Source organism: Winslowiella sp. 2C04 (assembly GCF_050037805.1).
In the GTDB taxonomy this organism is placed as follows: domain Bacteria; phylum Pseudomonadota; class Gammaproteobacteria; order Enterobacterales; family Enterobacteriaceae; genus Erwinia; species Erwinia toletana_A.
This window is the reverse complement of the sequence record NZ_CP188300.1, coordinates 1,069,629-1,089,994: the sequence shown is the minus strand read 5'-3', so window position 1 is coordinate 1,089,994 and position 20,366 is coordinate 1,069,629. Positions and strand designations below refer to the sequence as shown.

The 20,366-nt window shown below is 49.1% G+C and carries 17 protein-coding genes; 8 read left to right on the top strand and 9 right to left on the bottom strand.

Features of this window, described 5'->3' with window-relative positions:
• Window positions 1-575: 575 nt before the first annotated feature.
• The 3 genes from ACP3TC_RS04585 to ACP3TC_RS04575 form a co-directional block, all read right to left on the bottom strand.
• Window positions 576-1,160 carry a Slp family lipoprotein gene (locus ACP3TC_RS04585; protein WP_426817607.1) on the bottom strand — a complete coding sequence of 195 codons (585 nt, stop codon included), beginning with the start codon at window positions 1,158-1,160 and terminating at the stop codon, window positions 576-578.
• 279 nt (window positions 1,161-1,439) lie between these two features.
• A complete protein-coding gene (locus ACP3TC_RS04580; RefSeq protein ID WP_313853254.1) occupies window positions 1,440-2,972 on the bottom strand; it encodes a DHA2 family efflux MFS transporter permease subunit in 1,533 nt (510 codons plus the stop codon).
• Window positions 2,972-4,135 (bottom strand): EmrA/EmrK family multidrug efflux transporter periplasmic adaptor subunit, encoded by a 1,164-nt coding sequence (locus ACP3TC_RS04575; protein ID WP_426817606.1) that lies wholly within the window; start codon window positions 4,133-4,135, stop codon window positions 2,972-2,974. The genes ACP3TC_RS04580 and ACP3TC_RS04575 overlap by 1 nt, the downstream gene beginning before the upstream one ends.
• 426 nt (window positions 4,136-4,561) lie before the next feature.
• Here ACP3TC_RS04575 and evgA point away from each other — a divergent pair, with 426 nt between their 5' ends.
• Window positions 4,562-5,176 (top strand): acid-sensing system DNA-binding response regulator EvgA, encoded by a 615-nt coding sequence (evgA, locus tag ACP3TC_RS04570; RefSeq protein ID WP_313853258.1) that lies wholly within the window; start codon window positions 4,562-4,564, stop codon window positions 5,174-5,176.
• 4 nt (window positions 5,177-5,180) lie between these two features.
• Complete coding sequence (locus ACP3TC_RS04565; protein WP_426817605.1) at window positions 5,181-8,765, top strand: response regulator; 3,585 nt, start codon at window positions 5,181-5,183, stop codon at window positions 8,763-8,765.
• Between the two features lie 48 nt (window positions 8,766-8,813).
• Here ACP3TC_RS04565 and yfdE read toward each other — a convergent pair whose 3' ends face one another.
• The 5 genes from yfdE to ACP3TC_RS04540 form a co-directional block, all read right to left on the bottom strand.
• A complete protein-coding gene (gene yfdE / locus ACP3TC_RS04560; protein ID WP_313853263.1) occupies window positions 8,814-9,956 on the bottom strand; it encodes a CoA:oxalate CoA-transferase in 1,143 nt (380 codons plus the stop codon).
• Between the two features lie 78 nt (window positions 9,957-10,034).
• Entirely contained in the window at window positions 10,035-10,979 is a 945-nt protein-coding gene (yfdV, locus tag ACP3TC_RS04555) for a transporter YfdV (protein ID WP_313853265.1), read from the bottom strand.
• A gap of 67 nt (window positions 10,980-11,046) precedes the next feature.
• Window positions 11,047-12,741 (bottom strand): oxalyl-CoA decarboxylase, encoded by a 1,695-nt coding sequence (gene oxc, locus ACP3TC_RS04550; protein ID WP_313853267.1) that lies wholly within the window; start codon window positions 12,739-12,741, stop codon window positions 11,047-11,049.
• 53 nt (window positions 12,742-12,794) lie between these two features.
• On the bottom strand, window positions 12,795-14,045 hold the full coding sequence (frc, locus tag ACP3TC_RS04545; RefSeq protein WP_313853269.1) for a formyl-CoA transferase: 1,251 nt from the start codon (window positions 14,043-14,045) through the stop codon (window positions 12,795-12,797).
• A gap of 124 nt (window positions 14,046-14,169) precedes the next feature.
• Window positions 14,170-14,796, bottom strand: coding sequence for a YfdX family protein (locus ACP3TC_RS04540; RefSeq protein WP_426817604.1), 627 nt, complete (start codon window positions 14,794-14,796; stop codon window positions 14,170-14,172).
• A 242-nt stretch (window positions 14,797-15,038) separates the two neighbouring features.
• Here ACP3TC_RS04540 and ACP3TC_RS04535 point away from each other — a divergent pair, with 242 nt between their 5' ends.
• The 6 genes from ACP3TC_RS04535 to ACP3TC_RS04510 all read left to right on the top strand — a co-directional run bounded on the left by ACP3TC_RS04535 (window position 15,039) and on the right by ACP3TC_RS04510 (window position 19,743).
• On the top strand, window positions 15,039-15,635 hold the full coding sequence (locus tag ACP3TC_RS04535) for a DUF308 domain-containing protein (RefSeq protein ID WP_426817603.1): 597 nt from the start codon (window positions 15,039-15,041) through the stop codon (window positions 15,633-15,635).
• A gap of 48 nt (window positions 15,636-15,683) precedes the next feature.
• Window positions 15,684-15,986 carry an acid-activated periplasmic chaperone HdeB gene (gene hdeB / locus ACP3TC_RS04530; protein ID WP_313853272.1) on the top strand — a complete coding sequence of 101 codons (303 nt, stop codon included), beginning with the start codon at window positions 15,684-15,686 and terminating at the stop codon, window positions 15,984-15,986.
• A gap of 172 nt (window positions 15,987-16,158) precedes the next feature.
• Entirely contained in the window at window positions 16,159-16,575 is a 417-nt protein-coding gene (locus ACP3TC_RS04525) for a hypothetical protein (RefSeq protein ID WP_426817602.1), read from the top strand.
• A gap of 329 nt (window positions 16,576-16,904) precedes the next feature.
• Window positions 16,905-18,224 (top strand): sensor histidine kinase, encoded by a 1,320-nt coding sequence (locus ACP3TC_RS04520; RefSeq protein WP_426817601.1) that lies wholly within the window; start codon window positions 16,905-16,907, stop codon window positions 18,222-18,224.
• Window positions 18,224-18,841, top strand: a complete 618-nt coding sequence (locus ACP3TC_RS04515) for a response regulator transcription factor (protein ID WP_426817600.1) — start codon at window positions 18,224-18,226, stop codon at window positions 18,839-18,841. The genes ACP3TC_RS04520 and ACP3TC_RS04515 overlap by 1 nt, the downstream gene beginning before the upstream one ends.
• Before the next feature lie 218 nt (window positions 18,842-19,059).
• Window positions 19,060-19,743 (top strand): outer membrane protein, encoded by a 684-nt coding sequence (locus tag ACP3TC_RS04510; protein WP_426817599.1) that lies wholly within the window; start codon window positions 19,060-19,062, stop codon window positions 19,741-19,743.
• 268 nt (window positions 19,744-20,011) lie between these two features.
• Here the strand turns inward: ACP3TC_RS04510 and ACP3TC_RS04505 are convergent, their stop codons facing one another.
• Complete coding sequence (locus ACP3TC_RS04505) at window positions 20,012-20,365, bottom strand: DUF6277 family protein (protein ID WP_313853283.1); 354 nt, start codon at window positions 20,363-20,365, stop codon at window positions 20,012-20,014.
• Between the last annotated feature and the right edge of the window lies 1 nt (window position 20,366).

Here is a 20,366-nt window from a genome sequence, read left to right as displayed (position 1 = left end):
GTTATATAGCAAAAGGAGCCTAATTAATATGGTGTAATTGCCTGTTTTTGATATCTACATTCCGATAACGGAGAGAGGTAATTGTATGGAAAATCAGGATACTTAAAGCACCGTCGCTAAGGATGCCTTTTACTGAGCCCCGTGGGGTGAGCCGTCGACCGGGGCGGAGAAAATACATTGATATCTTCTCCTCCCCTGCCCCGGCCAAGGTTGATGGCAGACGATAAAACAGCAAAACTAATCAACATTGGAGCACGCTCAGGTACACCTATTAAAATGAGATTCATAGAAATTTCAGGCATCCCGTTGCTCACTAAACTCAGCTTCCGCCAGCTCTTGATAGCGACAAAAGCTTTAATCTAGTTTATTCAGCATCATCATAATCCAGACTTTCCCGTCAACAGCATCAATATCAACTGCAGATGTGGATTATGTGCATATAAGCCCTCGCGCGGGCGCATACTTCTGTGTTACCCCCCCTACATAATCAGACTAAATCCTTATCTCTTTTTTATCCATCGGATACGAAAAAGCGCCATGTTTAACCATGACGCTTTTGACAATACAAATGAGAATTACGGCTCCAGATAAGTATTCTGGGTCACGACTTCAGGAGCTCCGTAGAAATATCCCGGTGGTGGTGCAATGCCCCACTCCGGAGACCAGGCATAAACCCAGCCACTGGCAGGCATCACAGTCGTATCAAGCTGCCATACCTGATAACCCACAGCAGACATCTTCAGGAACGGGTAAGGACGCTTACCAATCAACTGATTTTCTGTTCCTTCCATTTTTCCGAGCACGGTGACAAAGCGATTACGGAAATTATCAGGATCGAGGAATTTGTCCGTGTAGACTAAAACGCGGCCCTGATATGCCTCGTGAATTTTCGGACGGGCATAATCATTGAGTGGCAATACCGCTAACTCAAGAATCGTTTTGGAGGGAAGATTAATCACATTAATTACTTTACCACCGACACGAACTTCCTGCCCCTGGTATAAACCAGGCGCCATAGCAAGTTGCTGATAGGTCGCAGGATTGACCGCCCCTTCGGCTCCGCTGATGCTTTTCGGTATTGATGAGCAACCGGATAACAGTAGCGCGGATACCACAGCCAGGCCCGCCAGCGTTCTTTGAACATCTTTTTTCTTCAACATAGTTTTCTCATGACGTAAAGTTTTAATTGGCTATGTAATCCATTAAGTTACATAGCGCCGGGAATTAAATTCGTAATAGCATTGACTCTAAAAACCATAGCGCAGCATAGGCACTATTCTATAAAATTATAAAAGTCAGAAATATAGGACCGTGGATAACAGTTTGTCATCACAGTCTTACAAACGTAATCAATACCAGATCAGGTACGCAATCCGAATATTCATACCAACAACTTACTTCACTAAAATAGAGTCATAAAAATAGTTAAGCTGCGTCGGTTATTTTTTCGCAGTAAAAGGAGGTTTAGCAAACCACACCAGAATCGTCAGCATCACAAAGGCTATTGCAGAGAGACGGAAAATTTCGTTGGCAGAAATGAGCATCCCCTGCTGCGTGATCATATTGTTTATTTCATTCAGTTCCTGAGAAAAAGAGATTCCGGAAGATTCGATACGCTGCGAGAATGCGTTATATATCGGGTTAAACGGGTTTATCGCCCCCGTCAACACGCTGTGCTGCCCTGACTCCCAGCGACTCCACAGCGTCATTGTCAGCGCGGTGCCAATCGAGCCTGATAAGGTACGGAAAAAATTGCTGATACTGGAGGCATTGGCAAATTTATTATCCGGCAAACCTGAAAGAGAAATAGTGGTCAGTGGCAGAAAAAAACACGCCACTGCGCAGCCTTGTAACAGCTGAGGAGAGATAATCCCCATAAAATCAATGCCGGTGGTGAAGGTGATCGAACGCCAGTAATAAGATATCGCATAGACGATAAAACTGAACGTCACCAGAACACGCATATCAATTTTATTACCATAGAAGCCGATTATCGGTGACAAAATCAGCGGCGCCAATCCGATTGGCGCATAGGCCAGTCCTGCCCACATGGCATCGTACCCCATGGTTTCCTGAAGCAACTGCGGCATCAGTACGATAGCGCCAGAGTAGAACAGAAAGGCGCAGGTGATGCAGACGATACCAATGGTAAAATTACGCGATTTGAACAAACTGATATCGATAATCGGATTTTCATCGGTTGATTCCCAGATAATCAGGGAAATCAGCGAAACGCCGGACACTATCGCCAGAGTAATAATCGTGGTGGAGTTAAACCAGTCCAGATCCTTACCCTTATCAAGCATCAACTGTAGCGCACCGACGCCCAGCACCAACAGCACCAGACCGACGTAATTCATTTTCACCGACTGCGTTTCTGTCTCTCGGCCTTTCAGCAAAGTTCCGCACAGTGAAACGGCAATTATGCCCATCGGGACATTGATGAAAAATATCCAACCCCAGCTAAAGTTGTCGCAAATATACCCACCCAGTATCGGCCCACAAATCGGCGCAATAATCACCGTCATCGACCACATGGATAAGGCGAAGGTGCGTTTTTCCGGTGGATAATTCCTCAGCAGCAGGCTCTGCGACAGCGGAACAAGCGGCCCTGCCATCAGCCCCTGAATCACCCTGAAGAAAATGAGCATATCAAGGCTGGTTGAAAGCCCGCACGCCAGCGATGCCAGAGAAAAACAGACAACTGAAAGAAGAAACAAACGCAACTCGCCGAACCGTTGCGACAGTCGCCCGGTCAGAGGAATTGAGATCGCGTTTGCTACGCCAAACGAGGTGATGACCCATGTCCCCTGATCCGTTGAAGCTCCCAGAAAACCTGAAATCGTCGGGATCGCCACGTTGGAAATGGTGGAGTCCAGCATCTGCATAAATGTCGCCAGCGACAGTGCAAAGGTCATGCAGATCAACATTGCCCCACGTAATGGGGCTGGCAGTGATTTCACGGTCTCCATTAAAGCTGCCCATTACGTTTAATAATGTTGGCGATAATGGTATCTACCGGGGCGGTATCGATGACCAGCGCCTCGCTGAGGTATGCCGGTGTGATGGCCGCCTTAGGCGAAAGCTCGTGAAGGGAGGTGCTGTTCACCTCGCCGGTCTCTATGGTGGCATTCATTGACAGGCCGATACGCAGCGGATGCTGGCGGAGTTCGCCCTCTTCCAGTACCACCTTGACGGGTACCCGCTGAACGACTTTGATCCAGTTCCCTGAGGCATTCTGTGCCGGAAGCAGTGCAAATGCATTACCGGTACCCATATTGACGCCTTTGACATAGCCGTGAAAAACGACGTTGTCGCCATACAGGTCGCTGGTCAAAGTGACCTGCTGGCCAATACGAACATTCGTCAGCTGGGTTTCTTTAAAATTGGCATTGACCCACATTTCCTGGGCCGGAATCACCGCCATCAGCGCCTGAGCAGGATTAATCGTCTCCCCAACCTGCACGCTACGTTGAGCGACATAGCCGGTAACAGGGCTACGAATATCAGTACGCTGAAGCGAAAGCCATGCCTGTTTCACCTGATCGGCTGCTTGCAGCACCTGCGGCTGATGGTCAAGAGGCGTGTTCATGATCAGCGCCCTATTCGCTTTATAAGCCTGGATAGCCGCATCCAGCGAAGCCTGGCTGCTTATTGCAGTGTCTTTTGCATGCTCAAGGTTTTCTCGGGTGATTACGCCCTTACCCACCAGCTCCAGCCGCCGCTGATAATCCTCCGACGCCTGCTTATACTGAATTCGCGCCGCGGTGATATTGGCCTGATACTGAGTATCCAGCACATAGAGTTTGCGCATCTCGCGCACCGTGTTGGCCAGATTGCTTTTTTTCTGATTGAAGGCAATCGTCGAGTCCGTCTTATCCAGCGTGACGACAACATCTCCCTGGTGCACGAAATCCGTATCCGTATTATTAACTGCGGTAACGCTGCCTCCGATCTGTGAGGAGATGCTGTTCATGTTACCCGTTACGTAGGCATCATCAGTGCTGACCTGATGACTGATAATTAAATCCCAGTAAACAGACGCACCAATAAACACGGGAAGTAAAATACTAAAAAAAATAATAAAATACTTCTTTCTTGATTTTTTCTTTGATGCCGTTTCAGACCGTTCCACTGTAATATCTCATGTTAATAGCATGTTTAACAATTCACGATAAAGCTTTACGAAAATGCAATAACTGCATTATCTCTATTACGTGAGTCAAACATCATATGCCCGTTGCGAATGCGAATAGGTTAAAACCTTGGCTGCGATATAACAGGGGATAATCCTGAAATGATTGAGATATTATTCCTACAGCTGTAATTTAACTCCGTCATAATATTCTTAACACACTGAAAATACTACGAATATACAACACCTTACATTCGTTGATGTTTCATTTAATTTCCACGATTTAATATACATATCAAGAATTACTTTTCCCTGCACTGAAGCTCAGTCCCTGACATTATTCTGGCTCGTCATTTAAACACCCTCTCTGTTACGAGCTGTTTGTGCACTCCAAAGCATAAGATTTAGCTGACAAAGGAATTATAAATGAAAGCAATTATCATTGACGATCATCCACTCGCCATTACAGCTATTCGCAATCTCCTGCGTAAAAATGATATTGAGGTGTTGGCTGAATTGAGCGATGGCGCTAAAGCAGTGCAGAGCATGGAAACGCTAAAGCCGGACATTATGATTATCGATGTGGATATTCCGGTCCATAACGGTATCCAGGTGCTTGAGATGCTGCGCAAGCGCCACTACACCGGCATCGTCATTATTGTGTCAGCCAAGAATGATTACTTCTACGGCCGCTACAGCGCAGAGGCTGGGGCAAATGGTTTTGTCAGCAAAAAAGAAGGCATAAACAATATTATTGCCGCCATTGATGCCGCAAAAAATGGCTACTGCTACTTTCCGTTTTCCATGGATCGCTTCACCGGCCGTCTGACATCCGATCAGCAAAGACTGGATTCTCTCTCCCGACAGGAGATTACGGTGCTAAACTACATACTGGATGGTAATGATAACAACACCATAGCAGAGAAAATGTTTATCAGTAACAAAACGGTCAGCACTTATAAAGGTCGGTTAATGGAGAAACTTGAGTGCAAATCATTAATGAACCTGTTTACTTTCGCTCAGAACAATAAAATCTGGTAACAGAATGAATTTTCTTACTTGTTTTTTGGTCTCTGTTGTTCTTTTTTTTTCTGTACAGGCCAATGCAGCCCCTTCCTATACTGACTATGACGTTAAGTTTACCAACGGCAGCATCGAGCTTGATGATTTACGCTTAACCAGTCATGAACTTCGTTGGCTGAACAGTAAAAAGCATTTTATCGTCGCAGTCGATAGCTCCATGCACTCCGCACTCCTGCAGACCGAACCGGGTTTGCGGGCCAAGGGAATTAATGCTGATTACCTCGGGTTGCTGCAACAGAATCTGAAAGTAAAAGTGATTCTGCGGAAATATCCCCGCGCGGAGGATGCAGTCAGGGCCCTGAAGGAAGGGGAAGTGGACGTTATGCTGACAGATCTGATGAACTCACGTCCGCAAGAACCCACCCTCAATTTGTCTCAGCCGCTGATAACCACCTTTCCTGTGTTGGTGACAACGGTTAATAACACCATGAGCCCGCTCAGCACCATCAAACCCGTCAAAATTGCACGGGTAAACGATTACCCCGCTAAGGCGATGATTGCCCGTTCCTTTCCCAATGCCGCGGTCATCGATTATCCTGACTACTACGAGGCACTGGCCTCAGTTTCCTCCGGCGATAATCAGTACTTTATTGGCAGCAATATTATTACCAGCACGCTTATCTCCCGCTACTTTGCGCATTCACTGAATGCCATCAAATATTACGACTGCCCCTGCCAGCTCAATTACTTTTTTACCCGTAAAGAAATGACCATGCTGCCGGACATTCTGAATCGATTTGTTGACAGTCTCAGCAATGAAATAAGAAGGGATGTGATCCAGAACCGGCTTAACTCCGGTAACCTGGGGTTTATCAATCAACCGCTGAAGTTGACTTCGCAGGAAAAAAAATGGATCAAGAATCATCCGGCGGTCAACGTGCTGGTCTCATCTTTTCATCCGCCATTTTCAATGACGGACGAAAATGGCGATCCGCGCGGCATGATGGGCGATCTGCTGAATATTATTGAGCTGCAAACCGGGATGAAGTTCGTTCCGGTCTTTACGCCAATTACCCCTCCGGGAGACGTACTGCGCCCGGAAGGAAAGTGGGATATTTTCCCTGGTGCGATATATTCAGAAGAGCGTGAACACCAGGTCGCCTTTTCCAACACGCTGATCATGTCTCCTTATGTGTATGTGATGCAAAAAGCCCGGATGAAAGAACATACGCTCAAGCCAGGCATGAAGGTTGGACTGCCCGCTTATTACGGGTTAGATGACACACTTAAAAAGCGCCACCCGAAGGTGCAGTGGGTGTCCGTTGCCAATGCCAGTGCGGCGTTTCATCAGATACAGGAAGGGAAGCTGGATGCGCTGGTCGCCACGCAGTCGACGGCACGCTATATGGTCGATCACTATTATCCGGACACTCAGGATTTCTTTCGCATTAAGAATGTGCCCCACGCAGCGATCACTTTTGCCTATCCCAGAGGTGAACCTGAGCTCAAGAGCATCATCGATAAAGCGCTGAACAATCTGCCGCCAAGTGAAATACTTCGCCTGACCGAAAAATGGACACAGATGCCCAACGTAACCATTGATACGTGGGATCTCTACAGCCAGCAGTTTTATATCGTTACCGCACTTGCCGTGTCACTGATATTGAGCAGCCTGCTGTGGGGGTTTTATCTGTTACGAGAAGTGCAGCGACGCAAAGCGATACAAGGCCATCTTGAAAATCAGATCTCCTTTCGCAAAGCGCTTTCAGACTCGCTGCCTACTCCAAGCTATGTCGTCAATTCTCAGGGTCAAATCGTGAGTCACAACAGCGCATTTTCACAATATTTTACTGAGGATTACTACGCAAATGCCTCGCTGCCGCTGACCAATCCTGATTCGCCATTCTCTGCCATGATGCCCGAATTCGCCCACATCCAGCTTGATGAGCACGGTAACCGGCCGATCAATACCTGCGAGCTGGAAATCAGCAATGGCCGTGAGACGCGCTACGTCCAACACTGGCTGACGTTGTGTGATATGCCCGCCAGTGACGACAGAATATTTATTTGCGGCTGGGAAGATATCACTGAAACGCGTTCGCTTATCAGCGCGCTGGAAATTGAGAAAAACAAAGCCATTAATGCCACCGTTGCCAAAAGTCAGTTTCTGGCAAATATGAGCCACGAAATCAGAACGCCGGTCAGCTCAATTATGGGATTCCTGGAACTGTTAACCAACCAACAGCAGACGGAAGAGCAAAAAGCGGAAGCGGTAAAACTGGCTTATTCGACCGGGCAATCCCTGCTCGGGCTGATCGGTGAAATTCTGGATGTCGACAAAATAGAATCCGGCAAATATCAGCTTAAGCCAGAATGGCTGGATATGGCTGAACACCTCACGGTGATTTATCGCGCCTTTCACGCGCTGGCCGCCAGAAAAAATATCCAGCTGCTGATCGACAATCCACTCAGCCATCACTGCTTAATTATGATTGACCCGCAGGCCATCAAACAGGTGCTGACCAATCTGCTGAGCAATGCGTTGAAGTTTACCGATAAAGGATGCGTCAGGCTGAATGCCAGGCTGATTGAACATCATCACGAGACGGCCAAACTGGTTATCGACGTGGTGGATTCCGGCAGTGGAATCAGCGAAGAAGAGCAAAAGCTGCTGTTCAAACCCTACAGCCAGACTCATTCAGGGCGTCAGCAAACCGGTTCTGGCCTCGGGCTGATGATCTGTAAACAGTTAGTGGGCAAAATGCAGGGGGAACTCAGCGTGAAAAGTCGTCCGGGCGTCGGATCAACCTTCAGCGTATCTATTCCGGTAGCCGTATCAACGCACCAGTGCGTCATTGCTGAAGAGCGCCACGAATCTCTAACGCTGCCCGCTAACCTGCGAATCCTGGTGGCGGACGATCACCCTACCAACCGGCTGCTGCTCAAGCGGCAGTTAAGCACGCTTGGCTATGATGTCAGCGAAGCCTGCGACGGCGAAGACGCGCTTAAAAAAATCAGTCAGCATCACTTTGATTTACTGATCACCGACATCAACATGCCTCATCTCGACGGGTTTGAATTAACGCAGGTATTACGCCAGGAAAAAAATCCCATAACCATCTGGGGATTAACCGCCAATGCACAAACTCTCGAACGCGATCGCGGACTTGGCTTCGGCATGGATCTCTGTCTTTTTAAACCGCTGACGATTGATGTGCTGAAAAGACACTTAAGCCAGCTCTCTCCGGCGGCGCCGTCAGCCAGCGCCACCCAATATCTGGATATCAACTTCTTACAGGAGAATACCGATAACGATCCTGAGCTGATGCGCGAAATCGTACTGACTTTCAGCCAGGAGTCACGGGATGATTTAGCGCATGCCCGACAGGCGCTGAATGAGGGAGACTGGCGCACGTTTAAAAAGCACATCCACCGTATTCACGGCTCTGCCGGCATACTTAATTTGACGCGTTTAAGGGATATCTGTTTCCAGCTGGAATCCCGGCCCTTTACCGGCAGCGACTCACCGGACCACGCTGAATTAATGCAGACGCTGGCGGAACATCTTGCTGAGCTGGATCAGGAGATCGCGCTTTTCCTCGGGTAGCCGCTGTAATACGTTTTTCGCTCCGGTTGCTTACCGGAGCGATCCCTGTTACGCAAATTCAAAGCGCAATTGTTCCCCATGCTGATCGAGGGTCGCGGCGCCGGGACGAATGTGCGGATCGGGATATCCACTGATTTTTATTGGATTCCCCGGCATTCTCACTCCACCCGCTTCAATCATCATATTCCTCGCCGCGGTCTGCGGCAGTGCTATGGCTTCATCAACGCTTAACAGCGGTGCCACCGGTACTCCCGCCTCGCCGATACGCGCCAACCAGATTTCTGAGGTCTGGGTATTCAGCACCGCTTCTATCGCCTGTTTCAAAACCGCCTGATTTTCTACCCGCAGCACATTGCTGGCAAATCGCGGGTCGACAGCCAGCTCAGGGCGCTGTAATGCCCCACATAGCGCAGCAAAGAGGTGGTCATTGCCGCAGCAGATGGTGATCGGTTTATCCGCCGTAGTAAACACGTCGAAAGGCGCCATATAAGGATGGCGGTTACCAAGGCGTTTCGGCGTCTGATGGGTGGCGATATAGCTCATCATGCCGTGTTCAAGGAAAGTGAGCGTCGAATCGAACATCGCGATATCCACATGCGCGCCGCGCCCGGTTTTTTCCCGGCCATACAGCGCACTGGCTATGCCGCAAAACAGATAAACCCCCGCGCAGAGGTCGGAAATCGACGTGCCGACGCGAACCGGCGGCCCATCAGGAAAGCCGGTCTCCATCATAATACCGCTCATGCCCTGAATAATGGTGTCGTAGGCGGGTGCATCTTTCATTGGGCCGGTGTGTCCAAAACCGGAAGAAGAGGCGTAGATCAGACGAGGATTAATCGCCTGTAGCTGTTCCCATGAAAAACCGAGTTTCTCAAGCGTTCCGGGGCGAAAGTTTTCCGCCAGCACATCGGCCTGCTTCAGCATATTGGTAAAGATATGCCGATCGGATTCGTCTTTCAGATTGAGCACTACACTCTCTTTACCCCGATTCACAAAGCTGTAATACAGGGACTGGCCATCGAGATAGGGGCCATACGTCCGGGTATCATCGCCGTGTCCTGGCGGCTCAACTTTGATAACGCGCGCGCCTAAGTCACACAATATTTGTGTGCCAAACGGACCATTCAGCACATGAGTCAGATCGATAACCAGCAGCCCGTCGAACGGCCCGGCTTTTTTATCTTCATTCATTACTTTGCACTCGGAAACAGCTCCAGAATACAAGCGTATTGTATTCTGGATGACTGATTGATTTATTAATATAGGCGCTTATGAAACCAGACGGCTGATATAGATCCACATCGGCGCGGTAACGATAAAGCCAAGCACACTGACGGCCAGAGAGGCGGTGCCGGTACGGGTATAAACATTGAAACGGCTGGCGATAATAATTCCTGAGAATGCCGGAGGCAGCGCACCAATCAGCACGGTCATCTGCAGCTGTTCCGCATCGAGGTGGAATAACATTCCGACGATAAGCAGTACCAATGGCATCAGGATCAGTTTAAGGAAGGTGTTCCAGGCAATTTCCTTACTGAATTCGAATTTATGTGCAGCCAGCGTCAAACCTGCCGCAAATACCGCCACGCCGGAGTTCGCTTTAGCGATTAAATTAAAGCTCGGGTCCCATACCGCCGGAATTTTAATACCTGCCATCACAATCAGCGTTGCCAGCACCGGTACCCATACCACGGGCTCTTTCGCCGCAGAAATCAGCGCAGCAAAGTTGCTGCTTTTCTTACCATCCTTGCCAGCAGAAGGATTGAGTAAATACAGACCGATAGGAATGGTAATCGCATTAACAATAATTGAAATGATGGCGACTACCAGTCCGGTCGAAACATTGGCTCCATAGATCGGGTCCAGCACGGCAAAGCCCAAAAAACCCACCGTTGGTGACCCTGCAATCAGCGCGCAAACCGCCGCTTCGGCATGTGTGCGTTTAAAAAACTTATAGCAGGTGAACCAGGAAAAAAGGAAACAGCCAACAATCACCACCAGAGAGACAATCGTCAGACGAGCATCCGCAAAAATCATGTCACGGTTAGCACGCACAATAGAAACAAACAGTGCCGCAGGTAATGCGTAATTCAGTACAAGTTTATTAAGCGCCCGAGCCTGCTCTTCATCAAAAGCCTGACGCTTACCGCTGACATATCCCAGCAGCATAATAACGATAATCGGCAGCAAATCGCCGGTGAAGAAAGTAAACATTATGGTTTATCCATTCAGACATCCCCTCAGCGGAGAGCTGAGGGAAAACAGGTTGCAGTTTGCAGCATCAATTTTTAGCGATTTGCTTAGGATTAAGCTGGGTGATATGTCCACTTTCCGTACCGGCGGCAGGATCGATGACCACATTAATGATTGACGGCTTTCTCGCCTGAATACTGGCAACCAGGGCCTGGCGAATATCATCTTCAGTAGTGGCGTGATAGCCAATACCGCCAAAGGCATCCATCAACTTGTCATAGCGCGCGTGGTGTAACAGATCCGTCGGCGAAGGGTCGCCTTTACCGCTGAGATCCTCGCCGTCGCCGCGATAAATGCCGCCGTTGTTGAAGATAATCACCGTGACGGGCAGGTTATAGCGACAGACAGTTTCAATCTCCATGCCGCTGAAGCCAAACGCGCTATCGCCCTGAATAGTCACGACCGGCAGATCGGCGGTGGTCGCCGCGCCGATGGCATATCCCATTCCAATGCCCATGACTCCCCAGGTGCCGCAATCCAGACGACGACGAGGTTTGTACATATCGATAATATTGCGCGCGTTATCGAGGGTATTTGCCCCTTCATTAACGAGGTAAATATCATGATATTCCGTCAGTACATCGCGAATCACTCGCAGCGCATTGAAGTAGTTAAGCGGTGACGTTGTGGTGGTTAACTTCAGCTGCATTTTGTCGATATTTTTCTGCTTATGAAGTTCAAGCATATCGCGCCACATCAGCGGAGCCGTGACAGGGCGTGTTGCCAGTGCATCCAGCATCAACGTCATGCCTGAATCAATATCCCCCACTACCGGTGCAGCGATCGGGCGATTGCTGTCAATTTCCTGTGGCTCAATATCCAGCTGAATAAACTGAACATCCTCAGCCCAACCTTTTTTGCCGTGTCCCAGCAGCCAGTTGAGGCGAGCGCCGACCAGCATGACAACATCGGCATTCTTCAGCGCAAACGAGCGCGCGGCCGCGGCAGAAAGCGGGTGGGTATCTTCCAGCAGGCCTTTCGCCATCGACATTGGCAGATAAGGAATGTGGGTACTTTCAATAAAGTCGCGGATCTTTTTGTCGGCCTGAGAATAAGCGGCCCCTTTGCCCAAAATGATCAACGGGCGTTCAGCTTTCGCCAGCAGCGCCATCGCGCTCTCAATCGACTCAGCGTCTGGCAACTGTTTCAATGCAGGATGTTCAACTTTAACAATGGTTTTCGCCGCTTCGGTTTCCAGCATGGTGGCAGCCAGCACATCGGCGGTTAAATCAAGATAAACACCGCCCGGACGACCTGATGCCGCTACCCGAATGGCGCGAGCCAGCGCAATACCCAGATCTTCAGGTCGGTTCACCCGATACGCCGCTTTCGCATAGGGCTTCGCTGCATTCATCTGGTCCAGCTCTTCATAATCGCCCTGTTGAAGATCTACTTTGGCGCGATCGCTGGATCCGCTGATCAGGATCATCGGAAAACCGTTCACCGTCGCATTCGCGAGTGCAGTCAGCCCGTTCATAAAACCGGGAGCGGAAACAGTCAGGCAAACGCCAGGAATTTGCGTGATAAATCCACGAATCGCTGCGGCATAGCCGGCCGATTGTTCATGACGAAAACCGATAAAGCGAATCCCTTCCGCCTGAGCATGTCGCGCCATATCGGTAACAGGAATACCTGCGACGCCATAAATACACTCAATATTATTTTGTTTCAGTGCTTCGACGATGATGTGCATACCATCTGTCAGTGCTTGTTCATCCGACATAATCAGTTGCCTCAATATTAAATAAGTACGAGGAGCCAAAGGCTCCTCTGAGATCAGATCGCGTTATTCTGTTTCAGCGCTGTAATTTCTTCTTCGCTATAGTTCAGCTCTTTCAGAATCTCTACGGTATGTTCACCCAGCAGAGGGGCAGATTTAATTTCAGGGGTGAAGCCTGAAAATTTCATCGGGCAACCGACAGTCAGATATTTACCACGCAGAGGTTGTTCAACTTCAACAATGCTATCGCTCTCTCTTAGGGAAGGATCGTGGGCGATCTCTTTCATGCTCAGCACCGGCGCGCAAGGAATATCAAAGGTGGTGAGATATGCCACCGCTTCATGCTTATCCATGGTCAGGGTGTATTTTTCGATCACGGCAAAAATATCGAAAATATGAGGCTGACGCGCTTTTGCCGTGTTGTAAGCGCTGTCTTCAATCCATTCAGGCTTGCCGATGGCTTTACAGGTATTTTCCCAGTTCTGTTCCTGAATAGTGAAATAGATATAGGCATTAGGATCGGTTTCCCATCCTTTGCATTTCAGGATCCAGCCTGGCTGACCGCCGCCGCCAGCATTGCCGCCGCGCGGTACTGCGTCACCAAAGGTGCCGTTAGGATATTGTGGATACTCTTCCAGATAACCGACTTTTTCCAGGCGCTGCTGATCGCGCAGTTTTACGCGGCACAGGTTGAGCACCGCATCCTGCATCGACATTGTCACACGCTGGCCGCGGCCGGTTTTTTCCCTGTGCAGCAGCGCCGCAAGCAGGCCAATCAGCAGATGCATCCCGGTGTTGCTGTCGCCTAACGCAGCGGCACTGACCAGCGGTGGGCCGTCCCAGAAACCGGTAGTGGATGCTGCGCCACCGGCAGCCTGGGCGACGTTTTCATAGGCCTTCACGTTCACATAAGGTGAACACTCATTAAAACCTTTAATCGAGCCGAAAATCAGTCGCGGATTAATTTCCTGAATGCGTTCCCAGGTAAAGCCCATATGATCGATGGCGCCCGGGTGAAAGTTTTCCACCAGAACATCGGCTTCACGAATGAGTTTTTCCATCACCTCTTTGCCTTCGGCCGTTTTGGTATTTAACTCAATCGAACGTTTATTGCTGTTCAGCATGGTAAAATACAATGCATCAATATCTGGAATATCGCGCAGCTGGTGACGAGTTACATCCCCAACGCCCGGACGTTCAATTTTAATTACGTCAGCACCAAACCATGCCAGCATCTGGGTGCAGGAAGGACCGGACTGAACACCGGTAAAATCGAGAATTTTAATGCCCTGAAGTGGAGTAGACATTGCAGTACCTTTTATCAATAAATGTGACTCTACAACGCCATATGCCGTTTATGCATATGGCCTTGTGATATCAATAGGGTTATTTCAGCTGCTCGCTAATACGTTCAGCCAAATGGATGAGTGATCAATTTGCGAAAAGCGCGGTGCTGTCCATGATCACGCCGTCTTCAGCGCCTTTCAGCGCCAGGTTGGCTTCATAATATTTATGCTCGCCCATCAGCTTCTGCGCCTGCGCTACCGCATTACGCGTTTGTTTCAGTGGCATTAAGTAAACATTTTCCATCACGCCAATACCGGCCAGACGCAGCTCCTCAACGGCACCTTTTTTATCGCCTTTTTCCAGTTTGCTATTGGCACGCTTGATGGCTTCCTGTTTTTCTGGCGAAACGACATAATCTTCAGAAATACCCATCGCGGCATCAACGGCGACATAGTTGTCATCGTTTAAATTGGCTTTCTTGTCCGAGCGGAAGAATTTTGACCAGTCCAGGCTGTCATTTGCTAATAAGGTAGCAGCGTGATTCGTCAGCGCTTCTGCTTTTTGCGGGTTTCCCTGGAACAACGCCATACGGGCAAACTGGACATCTCGCAGGGCGTTCAGGCCCTGCACAGCAATTTGGTCAGCGGCTTTAACCTGCTGTGCAGTAACATGCGGGGTTGCATCAGAAGTATCGGAGGTTGCGGTTGCTGCCATTACCGGAGCCGCAGCTACCATTGCAGCAAAAGCTGTTGCGAGTGCAAAACGTTTCATAATTACTTTCCTTTAAATTAATTTGGTTTGAAGACTCAGTGAAGATGCGAGCATATTAATCGACAAGGAAATGTATTGGCATGGGAGGGCGGATATAGATTTGAACGACCAGGATGACAGCTGTAAGAATGAGATGATAACCCTCACCCGTTTATCCGATATACAGCGTTAACAGAACAGAATATCCTTTCCATCATAATTATTTCGCAACCAAATTCAACCGATACATTTAAGGTAAGATAATGCTACTCATTGATAGAAACCTCATAAGTAAGCTAAACCATCGGGTTTTGGCAAATTACAAAAGAAGCGCATTCAGCCTTGCACTGATGCTTTCTGTATGCGGCATTTTATGTTTATTCTTTCCGATCTATGCCGGGATGGTTCTGAGCTACCTGACCGGTGTTCTGCTGACCTTTTGCGGCATTTATTCGCTAGTCTGTGCTTATAATTTTAAAAAAATTGGCAAGGGCGCAACACTTTCCTTAATTATTTTCGGGGTCATCTACGCGGTTATGGGGATGGGCGTGTTCCTCAGTCCGATGCTGGGGATGAATATTCTCTCTATCTTTATCTGCTTTTTATTTATCCTTGCCGGTGTCAGCCGCTTATCTGCGGCGATTAAAAGCGCCCATATGGTTGGACGTTACTGGTGCATGTTCATCGGGATCCTTGATCTGATCATTGCGTTCCTTTGGATGAGCGCGAATCAAGACACAACCTATATTCTGGTCTCAGTATTTATTGGGCTGGAGATGATATTTAGCGCGTGTATTTACTTTACCCTGAGCAATAAAATTGAGCATCTGAAAAAAAAAACATCTGATGTTCAGCTGTAACTCTGCATCATCAACCACGAATCGCGATCTAAAACCCAGGAAAACACTATGAAAACGTTAGTAAAATCACTTATTGCCATCGCTGCACTCTCTGCTTCGGTTAATATCGCCAGCGCGGAGACGCTTAATGAAAACATTCCAGAAAATATGACCTGCAAAGAGTTTGTGGATATGAATCCAAAGGCAATGATGCCGGTCGCATTCTGGGTGATCAACAAGGATACGGATTTTAAAGGCGGGGATTATGTTGACTGGCATGAAGTGGGCACAACGTCGGTGCCGCTGCTGATAAAAATTTGCAAAGAAAACCCGGAAAGCAAACTCAAGCAATGGATCAACGACATCAAATAGTTTTTTATCAGATGCCAACCTTGAGTGCAGATGTCATAACTCATCCGGCTTCAGAATGATGTCATCGGCCTGGCGTTAGGCGATCACGCCGGGTCGATTGCTGAATCTTAAGTTAATTACATCCTCTGCGTGATTAGATTATTACGCTTGCCTGTGTGTCATCAGAAAACCAATGAAATTTTTACTCGTCTTTTCATTTTCGTGTGCAATTATTTTGGCTTACTTAGGGAGCGACACCAATGATTTTAAAAATGAGAGTCATGCCTTAATAAACACCAGAGTTCAGTCAGATAATTTAATAGAATCCTGGACTAAAAAAATTGAAAACTTTGCGTTTTTTTCAGATGGTAAGTTTAGAGAGATCATCGTTTCAGGCATCACGCGCCTTGAGAAGAAGAGTGATTTTATTCCTGACGCGCATCAAACCAAGAAATCATTGAAAGTTCTGGATTTTGAGGCAGAAGAAAATAAACACTACACGACCAAACATAATACGTTAAAAGAGGCAGCTAAAGAAATTGTTACGGTTATCAGAGCGTCACGACACAGCCATTCTGCAACGCCAGTCGCAAATGCCTCAACCCAGTGAGCATAACTGGCTTTCTCTCGCCTGATTTTACAGGAATATATTGAGGTCTTAAGACAGGTTTTTATTTTTGTCGGAAGCGAAATTGATAACAACGGGTATCGGCAAAATGAACCGGAAAGCGCCAGTCAGACTCAGCCAGCGGTCGTCGTTTTATTTTTAATATATTGAATTTATTATTTTTATCTGATTATTAATCGCCTGTGAAGCTTTCACTGTTGCGAGATTTCTTTACCACCTGAAACGGACGCCTAAGCGTCCGCTTTTTTTTGCCTGAAACTTACTCCATACTGATGCCCTGTTTTTTCCCGGCAGGATGAAAAGGACTTTGCATGTTGAGGATAGTCAGCTGGCTACTGCTAACGCTGCTTAGCTGCGCGGCAATGGGTGCCTGGTATTTACAACAGCAGTACGAAGAAAAGTCCGCTGACTTTCGCATACTTTATCGCGAAATAACGGTGAAACTCTCTCAACATGACGCCATCATCCCGCTACTGCCCGCCAGCCAAAACGCCACCGAAGTGCAGCATATTCTGCCGCAGATCGTGGAGTGGCGGCGGCACGATACGCCTGAGCCCCGTCAGTTGATTGTTCCTGAAGGCAACGGCCGCTACTGGCTAAACCGCCCTAACCTCTCGCTGTTAATTGATTTAAACGTTCTGCTCGACACCCTCGCAGAGAAAAAGACCTTTACCTATCTCGCCATCACCCGGGATTCAACCACGCTCTACGAAAGGGGTCTTGCCAGCGTCACAAGCTGGTGGCGCTGGGATAAAATCGTCGCCAGTCCGACTCAGCCGTTTATTGTTTCGGCGGGCGACAACCCGGAGTGGGCAAAGCTGCCGTGGTGGCTGATGGTTTCTCCGGCGCTGTTCTGGGCGCTGGCGCTTTATCTGCTGGCTCAGTATCAGGCGAATAAACGTCGCCGGGATATTGCCGCTCTGCGCGCCCGCTACACCGAACTCACCCGGCTGAATACCATGGGCGAGCTGGCGGCAGGGATGATGCACGAGCTTAACCAACCCCTGACCGCCATCATGAGCTATAGCCAGGCGGCGGTACGCCTGCTCAAACAGCACAAATCGGATCAGGTTGCCAGCCTGCTGGACGCGTCGGTGGCGCAAATAAAGCGCATTGATGCTCTGCTTGGTCAGTTTCGGCAGAAGCTAAGCAGTGAACGCGCCGACTATCAGCCAATTGAACTGCAGGCGCTGTGGCTTCGGGTTTGCCAACTGCTGGATAACGAATTGCAGGCGGGAAAAGTGCGCGTAAGCAGCCATTTCAGCGACGGTTTGCCGCCGCTAATGGCGCCACCGCTGTGGATTGAGCAAATCCTGCATAATATTGCCAGCAATGCGATTCAGGCGCAGGCCGGGAATGCGCCAGGTTCGAGCTGGATCCACCTTGAAATCCGCGAGGAAAAGCGCGGTATCGTGCTGAAACTAACCGACGGTGGCCCGGGGCTATCGCCAGAGGCGCTGAAGCATGTCTTTATCCCGTTTTTTACCACCCGTGCCGAAGGCGTCGGCCTGGGAATGGCGCTGACCGACACTCTGGTGCAGCGTCTTAACGGCACCATTGAGGCAAGTAATATTGCAGGGCGTGGTGCCTGCTTCAGACTTTGGTTCCCTCTGCCTGACGAGGAGAAGTAATGAAACAGCGTATCTGGCTTATTGATGATGATGCGGCAATCCGTGACTCCCTCAGCCTGCTGCTGTCAACCGTCGGCTGGCAGACCCATACTTTTGACAGCGCCCACGCCTTTCAGCAGCAGGCCGGAAACCTTTGCGAGCTGGCAGGCTGCATGCTGCTGGATATCCGCATGCCGGGAAAAACCGGGTTAACCCTGCTGGACGAATGGATCCAACAGGGGCTTACCCTGCCGGTGATCATTATGACCGGGCATGGAAATATTGATTTGTGCCGCCGCGCGTTTAAAAACGGAGCCTGGGAGTTTCTGACCAAACCCATCGATGCCGACCTGCTGTTTGAGGTCGTCGGCGCCGCGATGGCGCAGCAGAAAATACGCCAGGAAGAGCAGCGGCGGCTGTTGCCATTACAGCAAAAACTTTCGACCCTGACCGCCCGTGAAAAAGAGATGTTCGGGCAGATCGTGCAGGGCTATTCCAGCAAGGAAATAGCCCTGCAGTGCTCGCTCTCCCCGCGAACCGTGGAGGCGCATCGCGCCAATATTTTCAGCAAGCTTGAAGTCAACTCGCTGCCCAGGCTGCTGAAAGTTTATGGTGATGTTGCCAAACAGACTAAGTAAAAACACCTGGAAAGTTAGGTGTTCGCGTTAATTCCCCTTCTGTTAAGCGTTTCATAGTATTGGCCCATGACGAACAAAGGGAGCCAGGCGATGAAGCGTATCCTTATAAACGCCCTGCCGCTGGCCGGCGGCCATCTGCGCCAGGCACGCGCGCCGGAAGCGCTGAAGAGCATTGAAAACGAATTGAATGCCGGATAACACAATAAGGAGCATTAACAATGAAATATTTATCAGGACTGATGGCGTTTCCTCTTATTCTGAGTGCTGGCCATGCACTGGCAGCAAACAGCGATGAAGGTTATTACGGCTCGGCCAAATACCTGTATAGCGAACAACGTGCCAGCGATCAGGATACCAGCAGCCGTCCGGGTGTCGGACAGTTTGTTGACGGCAAGGAAAAAGATCGCCGGAGCGGTGCCTCACTGGCGGCGGGTTATCAGTACGGCAACGGCTGGCGCACTGAAGGCGAGTATACTTTCCGCCAGAAAAGCGAATTTACCAGCGGCTCCACCGCTTTCCCGAGCAGCTACAACCACCTGAAGCTGAAAACCGAACGACTGATGATGAACGTCTATCGCGACTATGATCTCGGCTATGGCGTATCACTGTTCGGCACGGCTGGATTGGGGATTGCGAAGGTTAAAGCCGACGGCTGGCAGGGCAACACTTCACGCGAATATGCATCCAGCACCCAGAATAATCTTGCCTGGTCACTGGGTGCAGGCGTCAGCTACTCGCCGCTGGAGCGTCTGAGCATTGATGTGGGCTATCGCTATATCGACATGGGAAAAGTTGAAAGTGGCTACAATACCTTTGGCAACGTGCGCGGCCTGAAGGACGAGCAAATGAAAGCTCGCCTGGCCTCCAGCGAATTTACTGTCGGTACGCGTTATCTTTTCTGACGATGAACCCATCGCCAGCCCGGTAGTAATCAGTTAAAGCTGACCTCGGTTTTATCAGCCGCCCGCAATAACGATCTGTTTGCTTTTCGGTACGAGCACCACAGTAATCTTATTATCCGTGGTGGAGCGAAAAAGAGCGGAGAATATCTGACGACACTCTCCGCTCTTTTAACACCAACAGCGCCAGATGCTATTATTCACCACTTCACTGACACTTAGCGAAATAGCATGGTGATTTATTATCAACCGGCTAATTTAAGATATTACCTTAAATTTTTGGCAGTTTATCAAACATACTTTTCATCTCTTCCGGAAAACCATTGGAGAGCGTATTACGCAGGTCATTCATTGCGGTCTCAAAATCCTTCGGACGTTCTTCACTTTGCATTTTTTGATGCGCATCGACATTATCCTGCACGCCGGCTAATACCTTATTCATATCACTCATCATGGTCTGACAAGATTGATTAACGGATTGCATAATGGTGCGTGCCGCATCAGCCCCTGACATTTCCATATTTTGCATGCCCTTCACAAAGGGTTTTTGCAAATCAGATTGAGATTGCTGACCAAGCTCAGCTGCTGATTTCAATACATTTTGCATATTTTTAGGATCAAGCATC

Excerpts from the sequence above, each read along its gene's own strand:
- ACP3TC_RS04535 (WP_426817603.1), top strand. The coding sequence starts at position 15,039 with ATGCTACTCATTGATAGAAACCTCATAAGTAAGCTAAACCATCGGGTT.
- frc (WP_313853269.1), bottom strand. The coding sequence starts at position 14,045 with ATGTCTACTCCACTTCAGGGCATTAAAATTCTCGATTTTACCGGTGTT.
- ACP3TC_RS04565 (WP_426817605.1), top strand. The coding sequence starts at position 5,181 with ATGAATTTTCTTACTTGTTTTTTGGTCTCTGTTGTTCTTTTTTTTTCT.
- ACP3TC_RS04585 (WP_426817607.1), bottom strand. The coding sequence starts at position 1,160 with ATGTTGAAGAAAAAAGATGTTCAAAGAACGCTGGCGGGCCTGGCTGTG.
- ACP3TC_RS04580 (WP_313853254.1), bottom strand. The coding sequence starts at position 2,972 with ATGGAGACCGTGAAATCACTGCCAGCCCCATTACGTGGGGCAATGTTG.
- yfdV (WP_313853265.1), bottom strand. The coding sequence starts at position 10,979 with ATGTTTACTTTCTTCACCGGCGATTTGCTGCCGATTATCGTTATTATG.
- ACP3TC_RS04505 (WP_313853283.1), bottom strand. The coding sequence starts at position 20,365 with ATGCTTGATCCTAAAAATATGCAAAATGTATTGAAATCAGCAGCTGAG.
- yfdE (WP_313853263.1), bottom strand. The coding sequence starts at position 9,956 with ATGAATGAAGATAAAAAAGCCGGGCCGTTCGACGGGCTGCTGGTTATC.
- ACP3TC_RS04510 (WP_426817599.1), top strand. The coding sequence starts at position 19,060 with ATGAAATATTTATCAGGACTGATGGCGTTTCCTCTTATTCTGAGTGCT.
- ACP3TC_RS04525 (WP_426817602.1), top strand. The coding sequence starts at position 16,159 with ATGAAATTTTTACTCGTCTTTTCATTTTCGTGTGCAATTATTTTGGCT.
- oxc (WP_313853267.1), bottom strand. The coding sequence starts at position 12,741 with ATGTCGGATGAACAAGCACTGACAGATGGTATGCACATCATCGTCGAA.
- evgA (WP_313853258.1), top strand. The coding sequence starts at position 4,562 with ATGAAAGCAATTATCATTGACGATCATCCACTCGCCATTACAGCTATT.
- ACP3TC_RS04540 (WP_426817604.1), bottom strand. The coding sequence starts at position 14,796 with ATGAAACGTTTTGCACTCGCAACAGCTTTTGCTGCAATGGTAGCTGCG.
- ACP3TC_RS04515 (WP_426817600.1), top strand. The coding sequence starts at position 18,224 with ATGAAACAGCGTATCTGGCTTATTGATGATGATGCGGCAATCCGTGAC.
- ACP3TC_RS04520 (WP_426817601.1), top strand. The coding sequence starts at position 16,905 with ATGTTGAGGATAGTCAGCTGGCTACTGCTAACGCTGCTTAGCTGCGCG.
- hdeB (WP_313853272.1), top strand. The coding sequence starts at position 15,684 with ATGAAAACGTTAGTAAAATCACTTATTGCCATCGCTGCACTCTCTGCT.